This is a genomic window from Streptomyces sp. NPDC110618, assembly GCF_055657065.1.
In genome coordinates, this window is record NZ_JBVKBN010000003.1 from 254,534 (window position 1) to 274,769 (window position 20,236).

Consider the following 20,236-nt stretch of genomic DNA (forward strand, 5'->3'; position numbering starts at 1 on the left):
CGAACCAGCCCGCCGGCCATGACAGCAGGCGGCCGCTGTACGAGGGCACCTTGCTGGATCGATCCGAATCCCGTGTTCTTCCGGACCTCAAGTCGGGGAGTCGCAGCCGTGATCAGTCACCCAAGCAGGCACTGCACGGTGGAGCTCCAAGCCCTGCCGTCGCGGATCGGCCAGGTCCGCAGAATCCTTTCAGCGCAGTTGCGCTACTGGCATCTTGATCCCTTGATAGACCGGGCGGCGCTCGGTGTGACCGAGCTGTTGACCAACGTCCACCAGCATGCCCAGCCCGACAAGACGTGCACCGTGGAGATCGAGCTGCTGCTCGACCGGCTCATGGTCTCCGTGCGCGACCGCGACCCGCGTCTGCCGGTCGTGGAGGACATCGAGGACGTCGCCCCGCTGGCCACCTGCGGTCGCGGCCTCGCGATGGTCGCCGCCGTCAGCGAGAGCTGGGGCGTGCGGCCGGACGGCGAGTCGGGCAAGGTCGTGTGGTTCACCCTGCCCACCCCGGCGTCGGCACGCGCGGCGGCCCGTCCGCCCCGGCGGGCGGCGCTGGACAAGCCCGGCCACGTTTTCACGGATCTCGGACCGCGTGTCGACCTGCGCCGGCCCGAACGCGCTCCCGCCCGGTCGGCCGTTGTCGGCTGACCGGGCGGTGAGGGGGTGCCGGGCTCATGCCCGGCGTACGGACCCCGCTCGGTGGCGATGGCGTACAGGCCGTCCGGGCGCTCCGCCCGGGCCGCCGGGAGGCCACCGGGATCCGGCCCAGGGCCCGTAGCCGTACACCCGCCCGCCGTCGACGAGACGGGCGGCGGTCCCCGTCGGGGTCGTGGTGGTCATGCCGCACCGCCCTTGCCGGTGCGGCCGAACTGCTCGTCCAGGACGGACAGCCGGCGCCAGTACTCGTCCTCGTCGATCTCGCCGGAGGCGAAGCGGTGGCCGAGCACGGTGATCGGTGAGTGGTCGTCGACGGCGGGCCCGCGCGGTCCGCCGCGCCCGCGCCGGACGGTGCGCCGCAGCAGGGTGATCCCGCCGATGACCACGGCCGCCCAGATGAGCGGCAGGAACAGGATCCAGGGGCCGGGCCCGCCGTCCGCGAAGTGCGCCAGGGTCAGCATCGTGAGTCATCTCCCGAGTCGGTTCACCGGGATTTCCGGTGCTGCCTCGACGGTCCCTCCTGGAGGGTGCCCGGGTCGTCGTACGGGCAGCGGCAGTGCCTGTACCTCCTGGGAAGTAGGCGCGGTGGGCGCGCCTGCTCCCGAGGCGGCCGGCCCGATCCTGTCGATGTCCGGCCCGCCGGGCCCTTTCGGTGACGGTCAAGGTGGGGAGGATGGGAGCCCGGCCCGACGAAAGGCGCGACGATGGCACTGGAGATGCGGGACCGCTGCGAGCGGTGCGAGACGACCGCCCTCCCCGCCGACGGACCCGCGCGGATCTGCTCCTACGAGTGCACCTTCTGCGTGCCGTGCGCCGAGGCGATGGACGCGGTGTGCCCCAACTGCGGTGGGGAGCTGGTCGCGAGGCCGAGGCGGGTGGCGGCCGTACGTCGGTGATCTCCGGGGCGCTCGTCAATCGATGAACCCCTGGGCGCCCGTCCCCGTAGGGTGGTGATCCATGTCTTCCGACCACCCATCCTCGACCACCACTGTCCAGTTCAACCACACCGCCGTCCTCGCCTCCGACCGCGGCCTGTCCGCCGAGTTCCTCGCGACGGTCCTCGGGCTTGAGGTCGGCGCGCCGTTCGGGCCGTTCCTGCCGGTCGACCTCGGCAACGGGGTCACGCTCGACTTCTACGAGATGCGGGACGAGCCGATCCAGTCGCAGCACTACGCCTTCCTCGTGCCCGACGACGGGTTCGACGCCATGATCGCCCGGCTGGAGGCGCTCGGGGTGACCTACTACGCCGACCCGAGCCACACCGAGCCCGGGCGGATCAACCGGCTCTTCGGCGGCCGGGGCGCCTACTTCGACGACCCGGACGGCCACAACATGGAGATCATGACGCGGCCGTACGCACGGCCGTAACGGGCTCCACGGCGATGTCGACGGCGGGCCCGAGCTTCGCCGCCGCGGCCAGGGCCGCGTGCACGGGATGCGTGCCGAAGGCGGCCAACAGCGCGGTGTCGGCGGGAGTTCGGGCCGCCGGGTAGGCGATCTGCTCGTACGCGGCCTGGAAGCGCGGCCCCCAGCGGCGGGCACCCAGGCGTGCCGTACGGGAGCAGCTGTCGACCATATGGGCGACGTCGCGCGCGTGCATGTAGGGAAGCAGCGAGTCGACGGCTTCGATCACCGACTCGTTGACGATCTCCGACCAGGGGTGCCCGCGTTCGGCGAACTCGTCGATCCGGGCCGTCATGGTGGCGACGAACACCCCGGCGGTGAACGGCTCGACGGACAGGGCGCGTTCGGCACGCCGGGCGCGCACCTCGTCGCCGGCGGACCACATCGGCGCCCCGCCGATCTCGCTCATCGGCCGGGCGCCGAGCCGTCGTTCGGCGAGCACGACGCTGCGCAGCTCGGTTCCGTAGGCGACCTCGTCGTAGATCTCGGCGACGATCTCGCGGGCGGGCCCGTAGGCCGCCGGGTACGCGCGGTCGAAGACGTCCCGCCCGGCCGGGTCACCGGCCGTCTGGCGCTGTTCGCCACCGTGACGGCCTGCCAGGCGCTGCTGCCCGACCTGTTGGCGCCGTTCCGTGCGGCCCACCCCCCGGTACGGCTGGACCTGCGCACCGGGGACGCGGCGGCGGCGCTGGCCCGGCTGGACGAGGGGGAGGTCGACGTGGCCGTCGCGGGGGTCCCGGCGCGGTTGCCGGAGGCCCTGATGAGCCGCACGGTCGCGGTGACCGGGCTGGTCCTCGTCACCGCGAGGGACCGGCCGGATCCGGGGCTCGACGGCCCCTTCGTCCTCCCCCACCGGGGCTTGGTCCGGGAGGCCGCCGGTGCTGGTTCCGGGCCCGTGGCACGGTGCCCGAGGTGGCCTGCGAGCCGGACGGCCACGAGAGCCTGCTGACGCTGGTCGCGCTGGGCTGCGGCACCGGCGTGGTTCCCCGCCTGGTCCTGGACACAGCGCGGTGCGCGACCGGCTGGCGGTGCTCCCCGCCGATCCGGCGCCGGAGGACTTCCCGATCGGACTGTGCGTCCGGCGGGCGGATCTGCGGCGGCCGCTGGTGGCGGCGCTGTGGAGCCTCACCGATTCAGCGGCGGGCTACCAGGGCAGCGGCCCCTCGGCCGAGAAGTAGCCCCCCGTCGAACCGTCCTCCCCCGCCAGGGCCATCCGGACGATGATCTCGGCGCCCTCCTCGACGGTCTGGGTGCCGGTGCGGCCGTTGAGGTCGGTCGCGGTGAAGCCCGGTTCCACGGCGTTGACCCGTATCTGCGGGAACGCCTTCGCGTACTGCACGGTGAGCATGTTGACCGCGCTCTTGGAAGCCGGGTACGCCAGGCCCGCGTAGAAGTGCGCCGGGGAGGCCGGGTCGGACAGGGCGGTCAGGGAGGCCAGGCCGCTGCTGACGTTGACGATCACGGGTGCCGCGGACTTCTGGAGCAGCGGCAGGAAGGCGTGGGTGACGCGGACGACGCCGAAGACGTTCGTCTCGAACACCGTCCGCACCGCGTCGGCCGTGGTGTCCGCGGGGACCGGCACGCGGTTCTCGGCGTCCCGCGCCTCGATGCCCGCGTTGTTGATCAGGACGTCGAGGCCGCCGTCGGCCTCGATGGTGCGCGCCGCCGCCGTGACGGACACGTCGTCGGTGACGTCGAGGAGGACGAAGCGTGCGCCCAGGCGCTCGGCGGCGCGGCGGCCCCGCTCCTCGTCCCGGCTGCCGACGTAGACGGTGTGGCCCGCTTCGAGGAGGCGGCGGGCGGTTTCGAATCCCAGGCCCTTGTTGGCTCCGGTGATGAGTGTGGTGGTCATGCGCTCCAGGCTCCGGCGCGGCGGCCCGGACTGCCAGAAGTCCCCGCTTCCTGGGACTGCCGGTACCAGGAAGGCGGGCCGCGGACGGTGTTCACTGGGGAGCATGACGGCTACCGAGTTCGGGCAGGCGCTGCGCCGGTGGCGGGACCGGGTCCCGCCCGGTGCGGCCGGGCTGCCGTCCGGTGGGCAGCGGCGGGCCGCCGGGCTGCGCCGGGAGGAGCTGGCGCTGCTCGCGGGGATCTCCGCGGACTATGTGACCCGGCTGGAGCAGGGCCGGGCGGCCAACCCGTCGGCGCAGGTCGTGGAGGCGCTCGCGCGTGCGCTGCGGCTGAACGCCGAGGAGCGGGCGTATCTGTTTAGGCTGGCCGGTCTGGTGCCGCCGGGGCCGGAGACCGTGCCGGGGTATCTCACGCCCAGTGTGCAGCGGCTGCTGGACCGGCTGGTGGGCGTTCCGGTCGGGGTCTACGACGCGATGTGGACGCTGCTGCTGGCCAATCCGCTGTACGCGGCACTGATGGGTGATCCGTCGGGACGGCGGGGTTTTGAACGCAACGGCGTGTGGCGCAACTTCCTCGGTCCGGGCAGCCGGGTGCGACAGACGCCGGAGGAGCGGCGGGAGTTCCGGGCCGCGCTGGTCGCCGATCTGCGCACGACGGCGGCCCGCTATCCGAAGGACCGTCAACTTCGGCTTCTCGTCGAGGAGTTGCGGGCGAAGAGCGAGCGGTTCGCGGAGCTGTGGGACTCGGGCGCGGTGGGCACGCAGCCGGGCGGCCGCAAGACCGTCGACCATCCGCGGGTGGGCCCGCTGACCCTGGACTGCGACATTCTCTCCGTCGCCGGAAGCGATCTGCGGATCATGGTCTACACGGCCGAGCCGGGCACCGAGGACGCCGAACGGCTCGCGCTGCTCGGCGTCCTCGGCACGCAGTCACTGGTGGGTTAGCGCTCCCAGCGGATCGTCCAGCACGGGCTGCCAGGCCAGTTCGGCGGCCCCCACCAGGCTGTTGTGGTCCAGGGTGCAGGCCAGGATCGGCACGCCCCCGCTCTGCCCCCACAGGCTGCGGTCGGCGACCACCGCGCGCAGCCGCTCCGGGTCGGCGTCCAGGAGGGTGCGGTGCAGTCCGCCGAGGATGATCCGGTCCGGGTTGAGGATGTTCACCAGACCTGCCAGGCCGAGGCCGAGCCGGTCGATGAGCGCCTCGACGGCGTCGCGGACGCCGGGGGCGTCGTAGTGGTGCCGGATGAGTTCGTTGGCCTGCTGGAGCAGGGACACCTCCGGGCCCGGCTCGCGGCCCGCCGCGGTGAGCAGGGCCAGCGGGTCGGCCTCGACGTCCAGGCAGCCGCGCCCGCCGCAGTGGCAGGGGCGGCCCTCGGGGTTGACGGTGAGGTGGCCGACCTCCAGGGCGAGCCCCGAACTCCCGGTGTGCAGCCGCCCGTCCAGCACCAGCGCGCCGCCCACGCCCCGGTGCCCGGTGGCCACGCACAGCAGGTCCCGGGCGCCGCGGCCCGCGCCGTGCCGGTGCTCGGCGAGCGCGGCGAGGTTGACGTCGTTGGCGGCGAACGCGGGGCCGGTGATCCCGGCGTCCCGTACGCACTCGGCAAAGATACGGCGCACCGGGGCGCCCACCGGCCACGCCAGGTGCAGGGGGTTGAGTGCGAGACCGTCGGGTTCGGCGACCGCGGAGGGCACCGCGAGCCCGGCGCCCACACAGCGCCGGCCGGTCGTGCGCAGCAGTTCGGCGCCCGCCTCCACGACCGAGCCGAGGACTTTGGCCGGGTCGGCGTCGATGGTCTCGCTGCCCGGCGCGGTGGCGACGATCCGCCCGCCGAGCCCCACCAGCGCCGCCCGGAAGCCGTCGGCGTGCACCTGCGCGGCGAGTACGACGGGCCCGTCCTCGGCGACTTCGAGCCGGTGCGAGGGGCGGCCCTGCGAGCCGGCCGCCGCGGCGGGCCGGGCGTCGACCCGGATCAGCCCCAGCGCCTCCAGTTCGGCGGCGACCGCGCCCGCCGTGGCACGGGTCACGCCCAGCTCCGCGGTGAGCACGGCACGGGTCGGGGCCCGCCCGGTGTGCACGAGCTCCAGCGCGGGCCCGAGCGCACCGCGTCCCCGGTCCAACCGCGTCCTTGAGGTGGTCCCTTCCCCCGTCGGCCGGGGGTCCGCCTTGCCGCTCATGAGGGGGAGTCTCCCATGATCCGATGTGGTGACCACCTACCGGCCACTGACTCGGAGCGTGACGTTCAGCCGCCCGGCCAGCCCCAACTCGGGGGGTGCCGTGCCCGGGTGCACCTTGGGCACCCCGTGATGGGCGAGCCGGGAGGGCCCGCCGAACACGAACAGGTCGCCGCTGCGCAGCTCCACGTCCGTCCAGGGCCGGGTCCGGGTCTCGGTGTTGCCGAACCGGAAGACACAGGTGTCGCCGAGGCTCAGCGACACCACGGGCGCGTCCGACTCCTCGTCGCTGTCGCGATGCATGCCCATGCGGGCGTCGCCGTCGTAGAAGTTGATCAGCGCGATGTCGTAGGGCGGTTTCCCGGTCGCCAGTGGGTCGTCGTACGGCAGAGTCCCCGGCGCCCCCTCCCCCAGCGCGTCGCGGACCGCGCGCCGTCCCAGCTCGCCCAGCCAGTCCGGGAACGGCTTGACGGGGGCGCCGTCGCCGTCGACGACGGTGCGGGCGTAGCCGTACGGGTACCAGTGCCAGCCGAGGCAGACCTGTCGGGCGGTCATCGTGCCGCCGCCGGGGGTGCGTACCGTGCGCAGTCCGGCGGGGGGTCTGGCCCACTCCCGGCAGGCCGCCAGCAGCTCGCGCTGGGCCTGGGCGTCCAGCCAGTCCGGTAGGTGCGCCGCGCCGGGCGCGATCGTCGTACGGGGCCTGGGGAACAGCTCGGCGTCCATGGCTCCATCCTGCCTGAGCTGCGGCTCGGCTAGCCTTGACGGACGATGAACGACCCTTTGACGACGCCGTGGGGCGAGCTCGCCCTCACCCGCTACCCCGAGGACCCGCGCGACCGGCTGCGGGCCTGGGACGCCTCCGACGCCTATCTGCTGAGGCATCTGGCGCAGCGGGAGGCCCCGCTGTCCGGCACGGTCGTGGTGGTCGGTGACCGCTGGGGCGCGCTGGTCACGGCGCTCGCGGAGCACCGGCCGACGCAGATCACCGACTCCCATCTCGCCCAGGAGGCGACCCGGGCGAACCTGGCGCGGGCCGGTGTCGAGCCCGGCACCGTACGCCTGCTGACCACGCAGGACCCACCGCCGGAGCGGATCGACGTACTGCTCGTGCGGGTGCCGAAGAGCCTGGCGCTGCTGGAGGACCAGCTGCACCGGCTGGCGCCCGCCGTGCACGCGGACACGGTGGTGGTCGGCACCGGCATGGTGAAGGAGATCCACACCTCGACGCTGAACCTGTTCGAGCGGATCATCGGCCCGACCCGGACCTCGCTGGCCGAGCAGAAGGCCCGGCTGATCTTCTGCACCCCCGACCCCGGCCTGGAGCGCCCGGAGAACCCGTGGCCGTACAGCTACGCCCTGCCCGGCGACGTCGGCCTCGTCTCCGGTCGCACGGTCGTCAATCACGCGGGCGTGTTCTGCGCCGACCGGCTCGACATCGGCACCCGCTTCTTCCTCGGGCATCTGCCGGACGCCCGGGGCGGGCGCGTGGTGGACCTCGGTTGCGGGAACGGTGTTCTCGGTACGGCGGTGGCGCTCGCCGATCCCACGGCCGAGGTGCTGTTCGTCGACGAGTCCTTCCCGGCGGTGGCGTCGGCCGAGGCCACCTTCAAGGCGAACGGGGTGCCGGGGCACGCGGAGTTCCGGGTGGGCGACGGGCTGGCCGGGGTGCCGGCCGGGAGTGTCGATCTGGTGCTGAACAACCCGCCGTTCCACTCCCACCAGGCCACGACCGACGCCACCGCGTGGCGGATGTTCACCGGGGCGCGGCGCGCGCTCCGGCCGGGCGGCGAGCTGTGGGTCGTCGGCAACCGCCATCTCGGCTACCACGTCAAACTGCGCCGCCTGTTCGGCAACTGCCAACTGGTGGCCGGTGACCGCAAGTTCGTGATCCTGAAGGCGGTCAGGCGGGCGGGCTGATCACCCGCATCAGCGACTCCACCGCACGCACCATCGCCTCCCTCCCGACGCTCAGGTAGCGGCGCGAGTCCACCGCTTCCGGGTGCTCCGCGAGATAGGTGCGGATGGCGCCGGTCATGGCGATGTTGAGGGCGGTGCCGATGTTGACCTTGGCGATGCCTCCGGTGACGGCGGCGGTCAGTTCGGGGTCGGGGACGCCCGAGGAGCCGTGCAGGACGAGCGGCACGTCCAGCGTGGCGGCGAGCTGCTTGAGGCGGTCGTGGTCGAGGGCGGCGGTGCGGGTGGTCATGGCGTGGCTGCTGCCGATGGCGACGGCCAGGGCGTCGACCCCGGACTCGGCGACGAAGGCACGCGCCTCGGCGGGGTCGGTGCGGGCGCCGGGGGCGTGGGCGTCCAGGGCCGGTTGTCCGGCCTTGCCGCCGATCTGGCCCAACTCCGCCTCGATCCAGAGCCCCTGGGCGTGCGCCCAGTCGGCGGCGGCGCGGGTAGCGGCGAGGTTGTCGGCGTAGGGCAGCCGGGCCGCGTCGTACATGACGGAGCTGAATCCGGCGCCGGGCGCCTGGCGCAGCAGGTCGTCGCTCTGGACGTGGTCGAGGTGCAGCGCGACGGGGACGGCGGCGCGTTCGGCGGCGGTGACGGCGGCGCGGGCGAGCGGCAGGAGGCGGCCGTAGCGGAACTTGACGGCGTTCTCGCTGACTTGGAGCACCACGGGCGTCTCCGCCGACTCGGCGCCCGCGATGACGGCCTCGATGTGTTCGAGGGTGATGATGTTGAAGGCGGCCACGGCGGAGCGCCGTGCCGCGGCGGCGGTGACCAGTTCGCCGGTGGTGACCAGGGGCATGGGCGGGCCTTCCTGTGTTCGAGGGCGGTCAGCCGGATGTGTTCGAGGGCGGTCAGGGCGTGAGGATCACCGAGCGGGTCAGGTGCCGCGGCAGGTCGGGGTCGAGGCCGCGGGCCTGCGCCACAGCCACCGCCAGACGCTGGGCGCGGACCAGGTCGGCCAGCGGGTCGAGGGCGTCCGCGATCCAGGTGCCGCCCGTGGCGCGGACCTGGTCGGCAAGGCCCTCCGGCGGCTCGCCCAGCATCCAGGTGGCGGTGCCCGTGGTGGTGATGCTGATGGGGCCGTGCCGGTACTCCATCGCCGGGTAGGACTCGGTCCACGCCTGCGCGGCCTCGCGCATCTTCAGGGCTGCCTCGTGGGCGAGCCCGACGGTCCAGCCGCGACCCAGGAAGGTGAACTGGGCGCTGTCGACGAGCTCTTGGGGTAGCGGGGCGTCGAGCGCGGCACGGGCGTCGGTGACGACGGCGTCGGTGTGCAGGCCCAGGTGTGCCCTCAGCAGGGTGAGCGCGGTGGTCGCGAACCGGGTCTGCACGACGGAGCGTTCGTCGGCGTAGTCGAGGACGATAACGTCGTCCGCCGCCTCCATGACGGGCGTGTCCCGGTCGGCGGTGAGCGCGGTCGTGCGGGTAGTGCCCTTCAACTCCCGGAGGAGTTGCAGCACTTCGGTCGTGGTGCCGGAGCGGGTCAGGGCGACCACCCGGTCGTAGCGGCGTCCGCGCGGGAACTCCGAGGCGGCGAAGGCGTCCGTCTCGCCCGGGCCCACTCCCTCACGGAGCGCCGCGGCGGACTGCGCCATGAAGTACGAGGTGCCGCAGCCGACGATCGCGACCCGCTCCCCCGGTGCGGGCAGCGCCGCGCCGTGCTCCGGGGCCTGGAGCGCGGCTCGGGTCCAGCACTCGGGCTGGCTCGCCAGCTCCCCCTCCACGTGGGTCATGCCCCACCCTCCCTCACTTGATTCTTCTTGCAAGATATAGCGCAGTTTCGAACAGGATCAAGCATCCGAACGGAGAACGGGTGCGCTAGGGTCGCCGGGTAGATCGAGAAACGGAGGCGCGGATGTCACGCGACGCCCGCTGGAAGGCGCTGCTGGAACTGCTCGTCGAGCGCGGCCGGCTGGATGTCGAGGAGGCGGCGACGGAGCTGTCGGTCTCGGCGGCCACGATCCGCCGGGACTTCGACCAGCTGGCCGAGCAGCAGATGCTGGTGCGCACCCGTGGCGGCGCGGTCGTCCACGGGGTCTCCTACGAGCTGCCCCTGCGCTACAAGACCGCCCGGCACGCCTCGGAGAAGGAGCGCATCGCCAAGGCGGTGGCCGCCCTGGTCTCCCCCGGCGAGGCGGTCGGCCTCACCGGTGGCACCACAACCACCGAGGTGGCCCGCGCCCTGGCCGTGCGCGGCGATCTGGCCGACGGCTCACCCGCGCTGACGATCGTCACGAACGCGCTGAACATCGCCAACGAGCTGGCCGTGCGCCCGCAGTTCAAGATCGTGGTGACGGGCGGGGTCGCCCGCCCGCAGTCGTACGAGCTGATCGGGCCGCTCGCGGACGGGGTACTCGGGCAGATCACCCTGGACGTGGCCGTGCTCGGGGTCGTCGCCTTCGACGTCATGCACGGCGCGGCGGCCAATGACGAGGCGGAGGCGGCGATCAACCGGCTGCTGTGCGAGCGGGCCGGGCGGGTGATCGTGGCCGCCGACTCCAGCAAGCTGGGCGGCAGGGCGTTCGCCCGGATCTGCGACGCGAGCACGGTGGACACCCTGGTCACCGACTCTGCGGCCGGAACGGACACTGTCCGGCGTTTCGAGGAGCGGGGCATCGAGGTCGTCACGGTCTGACGCCATTACGCCCTCGCGGGCCACCCCTTTCCGCCTACGCTGGCGACGTGGCGGTGTCGGGGGCCCCAGGGAGGCTGCGATGAGCGGAACTGCACCGAGCGACCAGGACGGCCCGGCCGCCGCCCGCTATCTGCCGATCGCCGAGCACGGTCTGATCGGCGATCTGCGCAGCGTGGCCCTGGTGGGGACGGACGGCACGATCGACTGGTACTGCTGCCCCTCCTTCGACGCGCCGAGCGTCTTCGCGGCGATCCTCGACGCCGAGCGGGGCGGCGCCTTCGAGCTGGCGGCGGCCGTGCCCGCGCAGACGAAACAGTTCTACTTCCCGGACACCAACGTCCTGATCACCCGCTTCTTCACCGAGGACGGCGTCGGTGAGGTGCAGGACTTCATGCCCGTCGACGGCGACTCGGTGGAGACCGAGCGGCACCGGCTGATCCGGCGCGTGCTGTGCGTGCGCGGCTCCATCCCGTTCCGCGCCCGGGTGGCCCCGCGCTTCGCCTACGGCTCCCAGCCGCACACCGTGCGGATGGTCGGCGACGTGGCCGTGTTCGAGTCGAGCAAGCTCTCCCTCGGCCTGACCGCGACGGTGCCGCTGGAGCCCGACGGAGTGGACGTACGGGCCGAGTTCAAGCTCGCCGAGGGCGAGACGGCGGTGTTCGCGCTGGACCAGGTCGGCGGCGAGATCAGCCCGCGCCGGTGCGCGATGACCGAGGCGGAGGAGCAGTTCAACACCACGGTCTCCTACTGGCGGCACTGGCTGTCGTCGTCCAAGTACCGGGGCCGCTGGCGGGAGATGGTGCACCGCTCGGCGCTCACCCTCAAACTCCTCACCTACGCGCCCACCGGCGCCATCGTCGCGGCGCCGACCACCAGCCTGCCCGAGCAGATCGGCGGCGAGCGCAACTGGGACTACCGGTACGTGTGGGTGCGGGACGCGGCGTTCTGCGTGTACGCGCTGCTGCGGCTCGGGTTCACGGGCGAGGCCGAGGCGTTCATGAACTTCGTGATGCGGCACATCAGTCCGGGTGACGGCAAGCCGTCGGGGCCGCTGCAGATCATGTACGGCATCGACGGCCGCACCGACCTGACCGAACGCGACCTGGACCATCTGGAGGGCCACCAGGGCTCGGCGCCGGTGCGGATCGGCAACGCCGCCGCCGAGCAGCTCCAACTCGACATCTACGGCGCGCTGATCGACTCCATCTACCTCTACGACAAGTGGGCCAAGGCCATTTCCAGCGACCAGTGGGACGACGTGTGCGCGCTGGTGGACTGGGTGTGCGAGCACTGGGACCAGCCCGACGAGGGCATCTGGGAGACCCGGGGCGGGCGCAAGAAGTTCCTGTACTCGCGGCTGATGTGCTGGGTGGCGATCGAGCGGGCCATCCGGATGGCCACCCGGCGCGGACTGCCCGCCGACATCGTCCGCTGGCGCACCTGCCGGGACACCATCTACCGGCGCATCATGAGCCACGGCTGGTCCGAGTCCCGGCAGGCGTTCGTCCAGCACGAGGAGGACGACGTGCTGGACGCGGCCGTCCTGATGATGCCGCTGACGAAGTTCATCGCGCCGACCGACCCGAAGTGGCTGTCCACCCTGGACGCCCTCACCCAGGAGCTGGTGTCGGACTCCCTCGTCTACCGCTACGACCCGCTGGCCAGCCCCGACGGGCTGCGCGGCGACGAGGGGACCTTCTCGATCTGCTCCTTCTGGTACGTCGAGGCCATGGTGCACGCCGGCCGCGTGGACGAGGCCCGGCTGGCGTTCGAGAAGATGCTCACGTACGCCAACCATCTGGGCCTGTACGCCGAGGAGATCAGCCACACCGGGGAGCAACAGGGCAACTTCCCGCAGGCGTTCACGCATCTCGCGCTGATCAGCGCGGCCTTCAACCTGGACAAGGCGCTCGGCTGACTCAGTGGCCGTGGCCGGGGCTCTCCTCGTGCCCGGATTCCTGCTGCTGCTCCTCCGGGGCGGGCGGTGCGCCCTCGGTGCGGACCGTGAAGGCGGCGGTGTGGACCTTCCCGTCGTGCTTGAAGTCGAGGAAGAGCCGGTAGGAACCGCTGCTCGGCGCGGTCGCGGTGAAGGAGACCGCCGGTCCGGGCTCGGTGCTGCCGTCGCCGGGTTCGCCGTTCGGGTGGACGTGCAGGTAGGCGAGGTCACCGGAGCGCAGGGCGACCAGGTGGCCGTAGGCGCCGAGGTAGGGCTGGAGGTCGGTGACGGGCTTGCCGTCGCGTGAGACGTGCAGCTTCAGCTCGCTCGCCCTGCCGGGGCGCAGGGTGCCGTCCAGGCGGACCTGGTAGCCGGCGACCTCGGCGGTGGCCTTCGGGGCCGGCAGGTGCTCGGGCCGGTAGGAGCCGGAGGCGGCGAGGTCGGCGCCGAGGGTGAGGTTCTCGGCACCCTTCTTCGCCGGGGTGAAGTCGGCGAAGACGCGGTAGCCGCCCGCGCGGGGCAGGTCGACGGGGGTGCTCCAGGTGCCGTCGGCGGCGCGGGTGGGGTGCAGATGGCGGTAGGTGACCAGGTCGCGGGAGGCCACGATGAGGTGCAGTTCCTTCTCGTGCTCGCGTTGGAATGCCTTGACCGCGCGGCCACTGCTGTCCCGTATGACGAAGCGCAGGTCGGAGCGGTCGCGGGCGGGGACGGTCGGGGTCTTCAGATCAAGGGTGTAGCCGCCCTCGGAGATCTGGAGTCCCCCGGCCGCGGCCTGGGCGGCTCCCCCGCCGCCGTCATGGCCCTCCGACGCCTCGCTGTGGCTCTCGTGCCGCGCGACGGGCTTGGGGTCCTCGTCCACCGGCCCCACTCCCTTGCCGACGCCGTAGGCCGTACCGAAGGTGGCGGCCAGGCCCGCGGCGAACGCGGTGATCTTCAGTCCGGCATGCATGTCGATCTCCTCGGTCTCAGCTTCCGATGCCGCTCACGATACCCCTAGGGGGTATGAAGTCAACCTCTGGACGGGCTTGCGTCGACTACCCCCCAGGGGTATACATGGAGCCATCCGGAAAGATACCCCCACCGGGTATGCGGAACCCATAGGAACAGTCGATCCAGGAGGCACCCCATGTCCACCCAGACGATCACCACGTACGCCGTCTCCGGCATGTCCTGCGGCCACTGCAAGGCCACGCTCACCAAGGTCATCGGTGAGCTGGACGGAGTGACCGGCGTCGAGGTCGACCTCGCGGCCGGCCAGGTCTCCGTCAGCAGCAGCACCGAGCCCGACGACGCGCTGATCGCCGAGGTCGTCGACGAGGCCGGATACGAAGTCACCGGCCGCGCCTGACACCGCCCGCCGCGACTGATACGCCCGCCCGCCCGAGGAGCAGAAGTGACCACCATGATCGACACCGAACTCACCATCGGCGGCATGACCTGCGCCTCGTGCGCGGCGCGCATCGAGAAGAAGCTCAACCGCATGGACGGCGTGACCGCCACCGTCAACTACGCCACGGAGAAGGCGAAGGTCTCCTACGGCGCCGGCGTGTCCGTCGACGACCTGATCGCGGCCGTGGAGGCGACCGGGTACACCGCCCAACTGCCCGCACCAAAACCGGAGAAGGCACCGGAGAACGACGAACTCCGGCCGCTGCGCGAGCGGTTGATCACGGCGATCGTGCTGTCCGTCCCCGTGGTCGCGATGGCGATGATCCCGGCGCTCCAGTTCGAGTACTGGCAGTGGCTCTCGCTGACGCTGGCGGCGCCGGTCGTGACGTATGCCGCCTGGCCGTTCCACAAGGCCGCGTTCATCAATGCCCGGCACGGCGCCGCCACCATGGACACGCTGATCTCGGTCGGTACGTCGGCCGCGTTCCTGTGGTCGCTGTGGGCGCTGTTCTTCGGCACCGCGGGCGAACCGGGAATGACGCACCCCTTGGAGCTGACCATCTCCCGCAGTGACGGGTCGGCCAACATCTATCTGGAGGCCGCCGCCGGGGTCACCGCCTTCATCCTCGCCGGGCGCTACTTCGAGGCCCGCTCCAAGCGGAAGGCGGGTGCGGCGCTGAAGGCGCTGCTGGAGCTCGGCGCCAAGGACGTCACGCTGATCGCTGCCGACGGTTCCGAACGGACCGTGCCCGTAGACGAGTTGAAGGTCGGCGACCGCTTCCTCGTACGCCCCGGCGAGAAGATCGCCACCGACGGAACCGTCACCGAGGGCTCGTCCGCGGTCGACGCCTCCATGCTCACCGGCGAGTCCGTACCGGTCGAGGTGGGCGTCGGTGACGCCGTCACCGGGGCCACGGTCAACGCGGGCGGACGTCTGGTCGTCGAGGCGACCAGGGTCGGCGCCGACACCCAGCTGGCGCGGATGGCCAGGCTGGTGGAGGACGCGCAGAACGGCAAGGCCGCGGCACAGCGGCTCGCCGACCGGATCTCGGCGGTGTTCGTACCGATCGTGATCGCGCTGTCGCTGGGCACCCTCGGCTTCTGGCTGGGCAGTGGCGCGGGCACGGCCGCCGCGTTCACGGCCGCGGTGGCGGTCCTGATCATCGCCTGCCCCTGCGCCCTGGGCCTCGCCACGCCCACCGCGCTCATGGTCGGCACGGGGCGCGGTGCCCAGCTCGGCATCCTGATCAAGGGCCCGGAGGTGCTGGAGTCCACCCGGCGCGTCGACACCGTCGTCCTCGACAAGACCGGCACCGTCACCACCGGCCGCATGACCCTGCTGGCCGTGCACACCGCCGACGGCACCGACGAGGCCGAGGTACTGCGGCTGGCGGGCGCCCTGGAGCACGCCTCCGAGCACCCGGTCGCCCGGGCCGTCGCGGACGGCGCGATCCAGAAGTTCGGCTCGCTCCCGGCGCCCGAGGACTTCGCCAATGTGCCGGGGCTCGGCGTGCAGGGCGTCGTGGACGGACACGCCGTGCTGGTGGGCCGGGAACGGCTGCTTGAGGAATGGGCCATGGAGCTGCCGCTGAGGCTGGCGGCGGCCAGGTCCGAGGCCGAGGCGGGCGGCCGTACCGCCGTCGCCGTGGCCTGGGACGGGGAGCCGCGGGCGGTCCTGGAGGTCGCCGACGCCGTGAAGGAGACCAGCGCGGAGGCGATCACCCGGCTGCGGGCGCTCGGTCTGACGCCGATGCTGCTCACCGGGGACAACCGGGCCGTCGCCGAGTCCGTGGCCCGGCAGGTCGGCATCGCGCCCGAGCACGTCGTCGCCGAAGTGATGCCGCAGGACAAGGTGGACGTCGTCAAGCGGCTCCAGGCGGAGGGGCGTTCGGTGGCCATGGTCGGCGACGGCGTCAACGACGCGGCGGCGCTGGCCCAGGCCGACCTCGGTCTGGCCATGGGCACCGGCACGGACGCGGCGATCGAGGCCGGCGACCTGACCCTGGTCCGCGGCGACCTGCGCGCCGCGCCGGACGCCATCCGCCTGGCCCGCCGGACGCTGGGCACGATCCGGTCCAACCTGTTCTGGGCCTTCGCGTACAACGTGGCCGCGCTGCCGCTGGCCGCGGCGGGGCTGCTCTACCCGATGCTGGCGGGGGCGGCGATGGCCTTCTCGTCGGTGTTCGTGGTCGGCAACTCGCTGAGGCTGCGGTCGTTCAAGGCGGCCGACTGAGGGCAACCGTCCGGGGCCCGGTCACTCCTGCCGAGTGGCCGGGCCCAGGGCTGTTCGGGCGCGGACGTCCCTAGTCGCGTCCGCTGTGGCGCCGCAGCACCCTCACCCCGTCCCCCGCCAGCCTCTCCGGCACATCCGCCAGTTCGGGCAGCTGCTCGATGTGGTGGACGCCGGGCAGGAGCTGCCCCCGCAGCAGCTCGCTCGCGACCTCCGCCGCCACCAGACCCGTCACCCGGCTCTGCTCATGTCCCGTCAGCGCGAACGCGGCGTGGCGATCGTCACGCCAGGCGTCCGCGCGGAGTGCGAAACTCTCGGCGCCCACGTGGACGCGGCTGAAGGCGCCGGTCAGGCTGCGCCGCAGCGGGGCGCGGTCCTCGCCGCGCAGCACTCCCGTGCCGCGCAGGGCGAAGAGGGCGGCGGTCAAGGGGCGGGAGTCCAGGCAGAGGCGGGTCGTGGCCTGCGGGACGCCGAGGGTGCGGCGCAGGGTGTGCTGGTCGGAGAAGGGGAACGGGTAGGCCCGGTGGGTGCCGTGGCCCGGCAGGTACACGGAGCGGGGTGCCGCCGTCACCGGCTCCGTCAGGTTCTCCACCGTCCAGCGCACGGCGTCGGTGCCATGGCGTTCGCCGGAGCCCAACAGCACCGTCACATCGAGTCGTTGCGCGCCGCCCACGGCCTCGTGGGCCCGGTGGGCGAGCAGGTTCGTCAGTCCGGGCGCGACGCCCACGCTCAGCACGGCGGTGGCACCGGCGCCGGACGCGACACCGTCCAGGTCCGCCACGGCCTCCAGCAGATCCCGAGTGGCGTTCACGTCGACCAGGTGGATCCCGCGTTCCAGGCAGACACGGGCGAGCGAGGCGTCCTCGGGCTCGACGCACAGCACGACCACGCGCACATCGCCCAACTTGTCCAGCGTGCGCCGCAGTCCGTCCAGGTCCCGCACGTCGACGCGGACCCCGCCGAGGCGGCGGGCCCGGACCTCGTTGCGGCCCGCCGGGACCACGCGCCCGGGAAACCGTTCCTCCAGCCGGGTGCCGACCGCGCTGCCCACAGCGCCGTAACCGCCGATGACGAGGATCCGGCCCCGCGTGTCTCCAGTAGTCATACGCGCCAACGTAGGGCACTCGGCCCCCTCTTGTGGGCGCACAGGCCTCTGCCGCGAGCCGGAAGGCGTCAGTCCCCGCCGTACGGCAGTGTCGTCCCCGCTACCCCGTACTCGTCCCGTCTGCCGCACATGCCGAAGCCGCCGTGGCGGGTCGGGGTCGTCCAGTGGGCGGTGGAGTCGTCGAGGTAGCCGGGGTCACCGTCCACGAGGGCGTCGAGGTGGGCGCCGGTGCGCCGGGCGGCGGCCAGGGCGCCCTCCTGCCACAGGGCGCGCCAGGCCGGCACCTTGTCGCGGACGAGGCGGGCCGCGGTGCGCTGGAAGGCGCGGTACGGGCCGGTGTCGCCCGCGACCAGGGCCTCGCGCAGGACGAGGTAGCCCTCGACGGCGAGGTCCCTGCGGCGCCGGGCGGCCTCGGCGGTGTCGGGGCCCGTGCCGGGCGGGAGGGTGGCCGCGGCGCGGTACCGGTCGGGGTCGGCGAGCACGTCGGGCGGGAAGGTGAACACCGCGTCCCCGGCCTCGGGCAGCCCGCTGTTCTGCATCAGCACGGTGACGCGCAGATCGCCGCCCTGGACCATGCGGTGCACGGTGCCGGGGGTGAACCAGGCGAGCGAGCCGGGCTCCAGCGGGATCTCCCGGTAGCCGTCGGGGCTGAGGGTCTGCACGGCGCCCCGGCCGCCGGTGACGACGTACGCCTCGGTGCACACCAGGTGCAGATGCGGGCTGCCGCCGCAGACGCCGTCGGCGGCCTCCCAGTCGTAGGCGCTGAGGTGGGACAGGCCGATGGCGCCGGGCAGCGGGTTCGGCAGGGCGGGTTTCACCACGGCAGGCCCGCCAGGTGCTCGGCCACGCGTTCGGTGTCCCAGGCGCCGTCGGCGATCACCACACGGTAGCGGTAGCCGAAGGACTCTCCCGGGGCCAGCGCGAACTCGTCGAAGAACGCCCAGGAGAACGCGACGGTCGGGAACGGCTCGGAGCGGACGAACCAGTGGGACTCGTGGACGGCCACCTCGTTCTCCGGCGCGTGCGCGAAGACGACCGTGGAGTGCGCGTCGACCTCGTCGTGCTCGGTGGTGAAGGCGAGCCAGGGCCCCTGCGACCCCATCAGCTTCTCGGCGTCGGTGCCGGGCGCGAAGACCGTGCCGCCGGTGAAGTCGCGCGGTCCGCGCCACTGGAGTCCGGTGTAGCCGGCCATCTCGCGTCCCGCGGTGGTCGGGGAGCCGAAGACCAGGGGCGCGGAGCGGGTGTTGGTGAGCCGGATCGACCAGTCCAGGGCCCAGGATCCGGTCTCCTCGTCGACGGAGTGGACGGTCAGGCCCCGCTCCTCGCGGGCCCACTCCTCGCCGCCGTTCTCCACCCAGGTCAGCTCCTCGGTGACGGCGAGCCGGTCGTCGCGCACCGTGAACGCGGAGAAGCCGTCGTGCCGCATCGAGCCGACCCGCTCCGGCAGTCGCCGGTAACCCTCGCCGTGGACATAGGAGTTGCCGCCCCAGAAGTTCTGCCCGGACAGGTGGCTGGCGGTCATCTGCAGGCCTTTGTGCCAGCGGTGGTCGTTCGGCCGGTAGCCGGTGACCGTGTGCCCGGCGAGGGTGCGCAGGGGGTGGGCGTACGGCTTGCGGGACTCGAAGGGGTCCGGGTCGGGGCGGTAGACGTAGCGGAGGATCTCCGTGCCGTTCGCCGCGGCGACCGCGATGTGCTCGCCGTGCAGGTGGCTGACTCGGATGGTCACACGCGCTCCTCGGGGGCCCAGTCGGGGTGGTCTCCGTGCATCGCCGCGTAGAAGGGGTCCCCGGGCGCGATCTCGCCGGAGCGGACGGGCAGGCCGGTGAAGGCCGCCTTGTACAGGGCGGCGGCGAATTCGAGGGTGGCCCGCGCCTCGGGACCGCTGCCGGGGGGCCGTACGCCCGCGTCGTAGGCGTCGAGGAGGGTGCCGAGCTGGGCTGTGTGGGAGCTGGGGACGTCGGCGGGCGGGGTGCGCCAGGCGGCGGCGCGTTCGGGGGCGACGTGCGGGGCGGGGGTGTAGGCCCAGTCCTCGTTGCGGTGCCCGTACAGATGGGTCAGTTCGACCGTGGCGTCGGCGCAGTCGATGCGGATGCGGCTGACCTCGTCCGGGGAGAGCACGCTGTTGACGACGGTGGCGAGGGCGCCGTTGCGGAAGCGGACCAGGGCGGTGGAGACGTCCTCGCTCTCGGTGTCGTGGACGAGGCGCGCGGCCATGGCGCGGATCTCGTCCCACTCGCCGAGCAGGTGCAGCAGCAGGTCGTACTGGTGGATGCCGTGGCCCATGGTGGGGCCGCCGCCCTCACTGGCCCAGCGGCCCCGCCAGGGCACCGCGTAGTAGGCGGCGTCCCGGTGCCAGGTGGTCTGGCAGTGCGCGACCCGCGGGGCGCCCAGCTCGCCGCTGGTGATCAGCCTGCGGGCGTGGTCGGCGCCGGAGCCGTAGCGGTGCTGGAAGATCACGGCCGCGTAGGCGCCGGAGGCCTCCTCGGCGGCGGCGATCTCGTCGTAGTCGGCGAGGGAGAGGGTGAGCGGCTTCTCGCACAGCACCCAGGCACCCGCCTTGAGGGCGGCGACGGTCTGCTCCCGGTGCAGGGCGGGCGGGGTGCCGATGAGGACCAGGTCGGGGCGTTCGGCGTCGAGCATGGCGCCCATCGAGGTGTAGCCGGTGACGGTGCCGCCCGCGAGCTCCCGGAAGGCGCCGAGCCTGCCCTGGTCCACGTCCACCGCTGCGACCAGTTCCGTCCGGTCGGCGTGGGCCGTGAGGGCGGACAGATGGCTGCCGCTGACGATGGCACCGGTGCCGACGACGGCCACCCGGCGGCGAACGGGGTTCGCTGGGGACAAGGACATGCGGCGCTCCTCGGACGGCCGACGGACATGCCAACTAGAAAGCGCTTGCTCT

At 72.8% G+C, this 20,236-nt stretch carries 20 protein-coding genes and 2 pseudogenes; 10 read left to right on the plus strand and 12 right to left on the minus strand.

What is annotated here, in order from left to right; translation table 11 throughout:
* Positions 1 to 108 precede the first annotated feature (108 nt).
* A complete protein-coding gene (locus tag ACZ7L7_RS07670; RefSeq protein WP_285512238.1) occupies positions 109 to 648 on the plus strand; it encodes an ATP-binding protein in 540 nt (179 codons plus the stop codon).
* A 188-nt stretch (positions 649 to 836) separates the two neighbouring features.
* On the opposite strand, the gene ACZ7L7_RS07675 is transcribed toward ACZ7L7_RS07670, so the two are convergent.
* Complete coding sequence (locus tag ACZ7L7_RS07675; RefSeq protein ID WP_453599330.1) at positions 837 to 1,118, minus strand: SHOCT domain-containing protein; 282 nt, start codon at positions 1,116 to 1,118, stop codon at positions 837 to 839.
* Positions 1,119 to 1,361: 243 nt separating this feature from the next.
* On the opposite strand from ACZ7L7_RS07675, the gene ACZ7L7_RS07680 reads away from it, so the two are divergent.
* Together ACZ7L7_RS07680 and ACZ7L7_RS07685 are read left to right on the plus strand one after the other, a co-directional pair.
* Positions 1,362 to 1,553 carry a DUF1272 domain-containing protein gene (locus ACZ7L7_RS07680; RefSeq protein ID WP_285512240.1) on the plus strand — a complete coding sequence of 64 codons (192 nt, stop codon included), beginning with the start codon at positions 1,362 to 1,364 and terminating at the stop codon, positions 1,551 to 1,553.
* Positions 1,554 to 1,614: 61 nt separating this feature from the next.
* On the plus strand, positions 1,615 to 2,025 hold the full coding sequence (locus tag ACZ7L7_RS07685) for a VOC family protein (protein ID WP_472075252.1): 411 nt from the start codon (positions 1,615 to 1,617) through the stop codon (positions 2,023 to 2,025).
* Here the strand turns inward: ACZ7L7_RS07685 and ACZ7L7_RS07690 are convergent.
* Positions 1,997 to 2,620 (minus strand): annotated as a pseudogene (locus ACZ7L7_RS07690) (ketol-acid reductoisomerase); the annotation flags it as partial. The gene ACZ7L7_RS07685 and the pseudogene ACZ7L7_RS07690 overlap by 29 nt on opposite strands.
* Here ACZ7L7_RS07690 and ACZ7L7_RS07695 point away from each other — a divergent pair.
* Positions 2,615 to 3,239 (plus strand): annotated as a pseudogene (locus ACZ7L7_RS07695) (LysR substrate-binding domain-containing protein); the annotation flags it as partial. The pseudogenes ACZ7L7_RS07690 and ACZ7L7_RS07695 overlap by 6 nt on opposite strands.
* Here ACZ7L7_RS07695 and ACZ7L7_RS07700 read toward each other — a convergent pair.
* Positions 3,206 to 3,913 carry an SDR family oxidoreductase gene (locus ACZ7L7_RS07700; protein WP_285512243.1) on the minus strand — a complete coding sequence of 236 codons (708 nt, stop codon included), beginning with the start codon at positions 3,911 to 3,913 and terminating at the stop codon, positions 3,206 to 3,208. The pseudogene ACZ7L7_RS07695 and the gene ACZ7L7_RS07700 overlap by 34 nt on opposite strands.
* A 103-nt stretch (positions 3,914 to 4,016) precedes the next feature.
* Here ACZ7L7_RS07700 and ACZ7L7_RS07705 point away from each other — a divergent pair, with 103 nt between their 5' ends.
* Positions 4,017 to 4,856 carry a helix-turn-helix transcriptional regulator gene (locus ACZ7L7_RS07705; RefSeq protein ID WP_285512244.1) on the plus strand — a complete coding sequence of 280 codons (840 nt, stop codon included), beginning with the start codon at positions 4,017 to 4,019 and terminating at the stop codon, positions 4,854 to 4,856.
* Here the strand turns inward: ACZ7L7_RS07705 and ACZ7L7_RS07710 are convergent.
* Together ACZ7L7_RS07710 and ACZ7L7_RS07715 are read right to left on the minus strand one after the other, a co-directional pair.
* Positions 4,842 to 6,086 (minus strand): ROK family protein, encoded by a 1,245-nt coding sequence (locus tag ACZ7L7_RS07710; protein ID WP_285512245.1) that lies wholly within the window; start codon positions 6,084 to 6,086, stop codon positions 4,842 to 4,844. The two genes, ACZ7L7_RS07705 and ACZ7L7_RS07710, sit on opposite strands and share 15 nt — an antisense overlap.
* Positions 6,087 to 6,122: 36 nt before the next feature.
* Entirely contained in the window at positions 6,123 to 6,806 is a 684-nt protein-coding gene (locus ACZ7L7_RS07715) for an alpha-ketoglutarate-dependent dioxygenase AlkB family protein (protein ID WP_453599339.1), read from the minus strand.
* 45 nt (positions 6,807 to 6,851) lie between these two features.
* Between ACZ7L7_RS07715 and ACZ7L7_RS07720 the strand changes: the two genes are divergently transcribed.
* A complete protein-coding gene (locus ACZ7L7_RS07720; RefSeq protein WP_453599341.1) occupies positions 6,852 to 8,000 on the plus strand; it encodes a methyltransferase in 1,149 nt (382 codons plus the stop codon).
* On the opposite strand, the gene ACZ7L7_RS07725 is transcribed toward ACZ7L7_RS07720, so the two are convergent.
* Both ACZ7L7_RS07725 and ACZ7L7_RS07730 read right to left on the minus strand, forming a co-directional pair.
* Complete coding sequence (locus tag ACZ7L7_RS07725) at positions 7,984 to 8,841, minus strand: class II fructose-bisphosphate aldolase (protein ID WP_472075255.1); 858 nt, start codon at positions 8,839 to 8,841, stop codon at positions 7,984 to 7,986. The genes ACZ7L7_RS07720 and ACZ7L7_RS07725 overlap by 17 nt on opposite strands.
* A 52-nt stretch (positions 8,842 to 8,893) precedes the next feature.
* A complete protein-coding gene (locus ACZ7L7_RS07730) occupies positions 8,894 to 9,775 on the minus strand; it encodes an SIS domain-containing protein (RefSeq protein WP_472075257.1) in 882 nt (293 codons plus the stop codon).
* Between the two features lie 122 nt (positions 9,776 to 9,897).
* Between ACZ7L7_RS07730 and ACZ7L7_RS07735 the strand changes: the two genes are divergently transcribed.
* Positions 9,898 to 10,677 carry a DeoR/GlpR family DNA-binding transcription regulator gene (locus ACZ7L7_RS07735; protein ID WP_285512250.1) on the plus strand — a complete coding sequence of 260 codons (780 nt, stop codon included), beginning with the start codon at positions 9,898 to 9,900 and terminating at the stop codon, positions 10,675 to 10,677.
* Positions 10,678 to 10,756: 79 nt separating this feature from the next.
* Entirely contained in the window at positions 10,757 to 12,595 is a 1,839-nt protein-coding gene (locus tag ACZ7L7_RS07740) for a glycoside hydrolase family 15 protein (RefSeq protein ID WP_285512251.1), read from the plus strand.
* A gap of 1 nt (position 12,596) precedes the next feature.
* On the opposite strand, the gene ACZ7L7_RS07745 is transcribed toward ACZ7L7_RS07740, so the two are convergent.
* The gene (locus ACZ7L7_RS07745; RefSeq protein ID WP_285512252.1) at positions 12,597 to 13,562 is read right to left on the minus strand and encodes a hypothetical protein; all 966 of its coding nucleotides are present in this window, start codon (positions 13,560 to 13,562) and stop codon (positions 12,597 to 12,599) included.
* 177 nt (positions 13,563 to 13,739) lie between these two features.
* On the opposite strand from ACZ7L7_RS07745, the gene ACZ7L7_RS07750 reads away from it, so the two are divergent.
* Both ACZ7L7_RS07750 and ACZ7L7_RS07755 read left to right on the plus strand, forming a co-directional pair.
* A complete protein-coding gene (locus ACZ7L7_RS07750; protein ID WP_285512253.1) occupies positions 13,740 to 13,961 on the plus strand; it encodes a heavy-metal-associated domain-containing protein in 222 nt (73 codons plus the stop codon).
* Between the two features lie 54 nt (positions 13,962 to 14,015).
* Positions 14,016 to 16,235, plus strand: a complete 2,220-nt coding sequence (locus tag ACZ7L7_RS07755; protein WP_285512448.1) for a heavy metal translocating P-type ATPase — start codon at positions 14,016 to 14,018, stop codon at positions 16,233 to 16,235.
* Between the two features lie 70 nt (positions 16,236 to 16,305).
* Here the strand turns inward: ACZ7L7_RS07755 and ACZ7L7_RS07760 are convergent, their stop codons facing one another.
* The 4 genes from ACZ7L7_RS07760 to ACZ7L7_RS07775 all read right to left on the minus strand — a co-directional run bounded on the left by ACZ7L7_RS07760 (position 16,306) and on the right by ACZ7L7_RS07775 (position 20,184).
* On the minus strand, positions 16,306 to 17,337 hold the full coding sequence (locus ACZ7L7_RS07760) for a saccharopine dehydrogenase family protein (protein WP_472075260.1): 1,032 nt from the start codon (positions 17,335 to 17,337) through the stop codon (positions 16,306 to 16,308).
* Between the two features lie 68 nt (positions 17,338 to 17,405).
* Complete coding sequence (locus ACZ7L7_RS07765; RefSeq protein WP_471432074.1) at positions 17,406 to 18,158, minus strand: cupin domain-containing protein; 753 nt, start codon at positions 18,156 to 18,158, stop codon at positions 17,406 to 17,408.
* Positions 18,152 to 19,063, minus strand: a complete 912-nt coding sequence (locus ACZ7L7_RS07770; RefSeq protein WP_453599362.1) for a DUF6807 domain-containing protein — start codon at positions 19,061 to 19,063, stop codon at positions 18,152 to 18,154. Before ACZ7L7_RS07770 ends, ACZ7L7_RS07765 begins: the two co-directional genes overlap by 7 nt.
* Positions 19,060 to 20,184 (minus strand): Gfo/Idh/MocA family protein, encoded by a 1,125-nt coding sequence (locus ACZ7L7_RS07775; RefSeq protein ID WP_453599365.1) that lies wholly within the window; start codon positions 20,182 to 20,184, stop codon positions 19,060 to 19,062. The genes ACZ7L7_RS07770 and ACZ7L7_RS07775 overlap by 4 nt, the downstream gene beginning before the upstream one ends.
* Positions 20,185 to 20,236 lie beyond the last annotated feature (52 nt).

Bases quoted from the DNA above. Each gene is read 5' to 3' on its own strand.
- ACZ7L7_RS07705 (WP_285512244.1), top strand. From the start codon at position 4,017: ATGACGGCTACCGAGTTCGGGCAGGCGCTGCGCCGGTGGCGGGACCGG.
- ACZ7L7_RS07715 (WP_453599339.1), bottom strand. From the start codon at position 6,806: ATGGACGCCGAGCTGTTCCCCAGGCCCCGTACGACGATCGCGCCCGGC.
- ACZ7L7_RS07725 (WP_472075255.1), bottom strand. From the start codon at position 8,841: ATGCCCCTGGTCACCACCGGCGAACTGGTCACCGCCGCCGCGGCACGG.
- ACZ7L7_RS07760 (WP_472075260.1), bottom strand. From the start codon at position 17,337: ATGACTACTGGAGACACGCGGGGCCGGATCCTCGTCATCGGCGGTTAC.
- ACZ7L7_RS07730 (WP_472075257.1), bottom strand. From the start codon at position 9,775: ATGACCCACGTGGAGGGGGAGCTGGCGAGCCAGCCCGAGTGCTGGACC.
- ACZ7L7_RS07685 (WP_472075252.1), top strand. From the start codon at position 1,615: ATGTCTTCCGACCACCCATCCTCGACCACCACTGTCCAGTTCAACCAC.
- ACZ7L7_RS07675 (WP_453599330.1), bottom strand. From the start codon at position 1,118: ATGCTGACCCTGGCGCACTTCGCGGACGGCGGGCCCGGCCCCTGGATC.
- ACZ7L7_RS07700 (WP_285512243.1), bottom strand. From the start codon at position 3,913: ATGACCACCACACTCATCACCGGAGCCAACAAGGGCCTGGGATTCGAA.
- ACZ7L7_RS07750 (WP_285512253.1), top strand. From the start codon at position 13,740: ATGTCCACCCAGACGATCACCACGTACGCCGTCTCCGGCATGTCCTGC.
- ACZ7L7_RS07740 (WP_285512251.1), top strand. From the start codon at position 10,757: ATGAGCGGAACTGCACCGAGCGACCAGGACGGCCCGGCCGCCGCCCGC.
- ACZ7L7_RS07745 (WP_285512252.1), bottom strand. From the start codon at position 13,562: ATGCATGCCGGACTGAAGATCACCGCGTTCGCCGCGGGCCTGGCCGCC.
- ACZ7L7_RS07710 (WP_285512245.1), bottom strand. From the start codon at position 6,086: ATGAGCGGCAAGGCGGACCCCCGGCCGACGGGGGAAGGGACCACCTCA.
- ACZ7L7_RS07735 (WP_285512250.1), top strand. From the start codon at position 9,898: ATGTCACGCGACGCCCGCTGGAAGGCGCTGCTGGAACTGCTCGTCGAG.
- ACZ7L7_RS07720 (WP_453599341.1), top strand. From the start codon at position 6,852: ATGAACGACCCTTTGACGACGCCGTGGGGCGAGCTCGCCCTCACCCGC.
- ACZ7L7_RS07775 (WP_453599365.1), bottom strand. From the start codon at position 20,184: ATGTCCTTGTCCCCAGCGAACCCCGTTCGCCGCCGGGTGGCCGTCGTC.
- ACZ7L7_RS07680 (WP_285512240.1), top strand. From the start codon at position 1,362: ATGGCACTGGAGATGCGGGACCGCTGCGAGCGGTGCGAGACGACCGCC.
- ACZ7L7_RS07755 (WP_285512448.1), top strand. From the start codon at position 14,016: ATGATCGACACCGAACTCACCATCGGCGGCATGACCTGCGCCTCGTGC.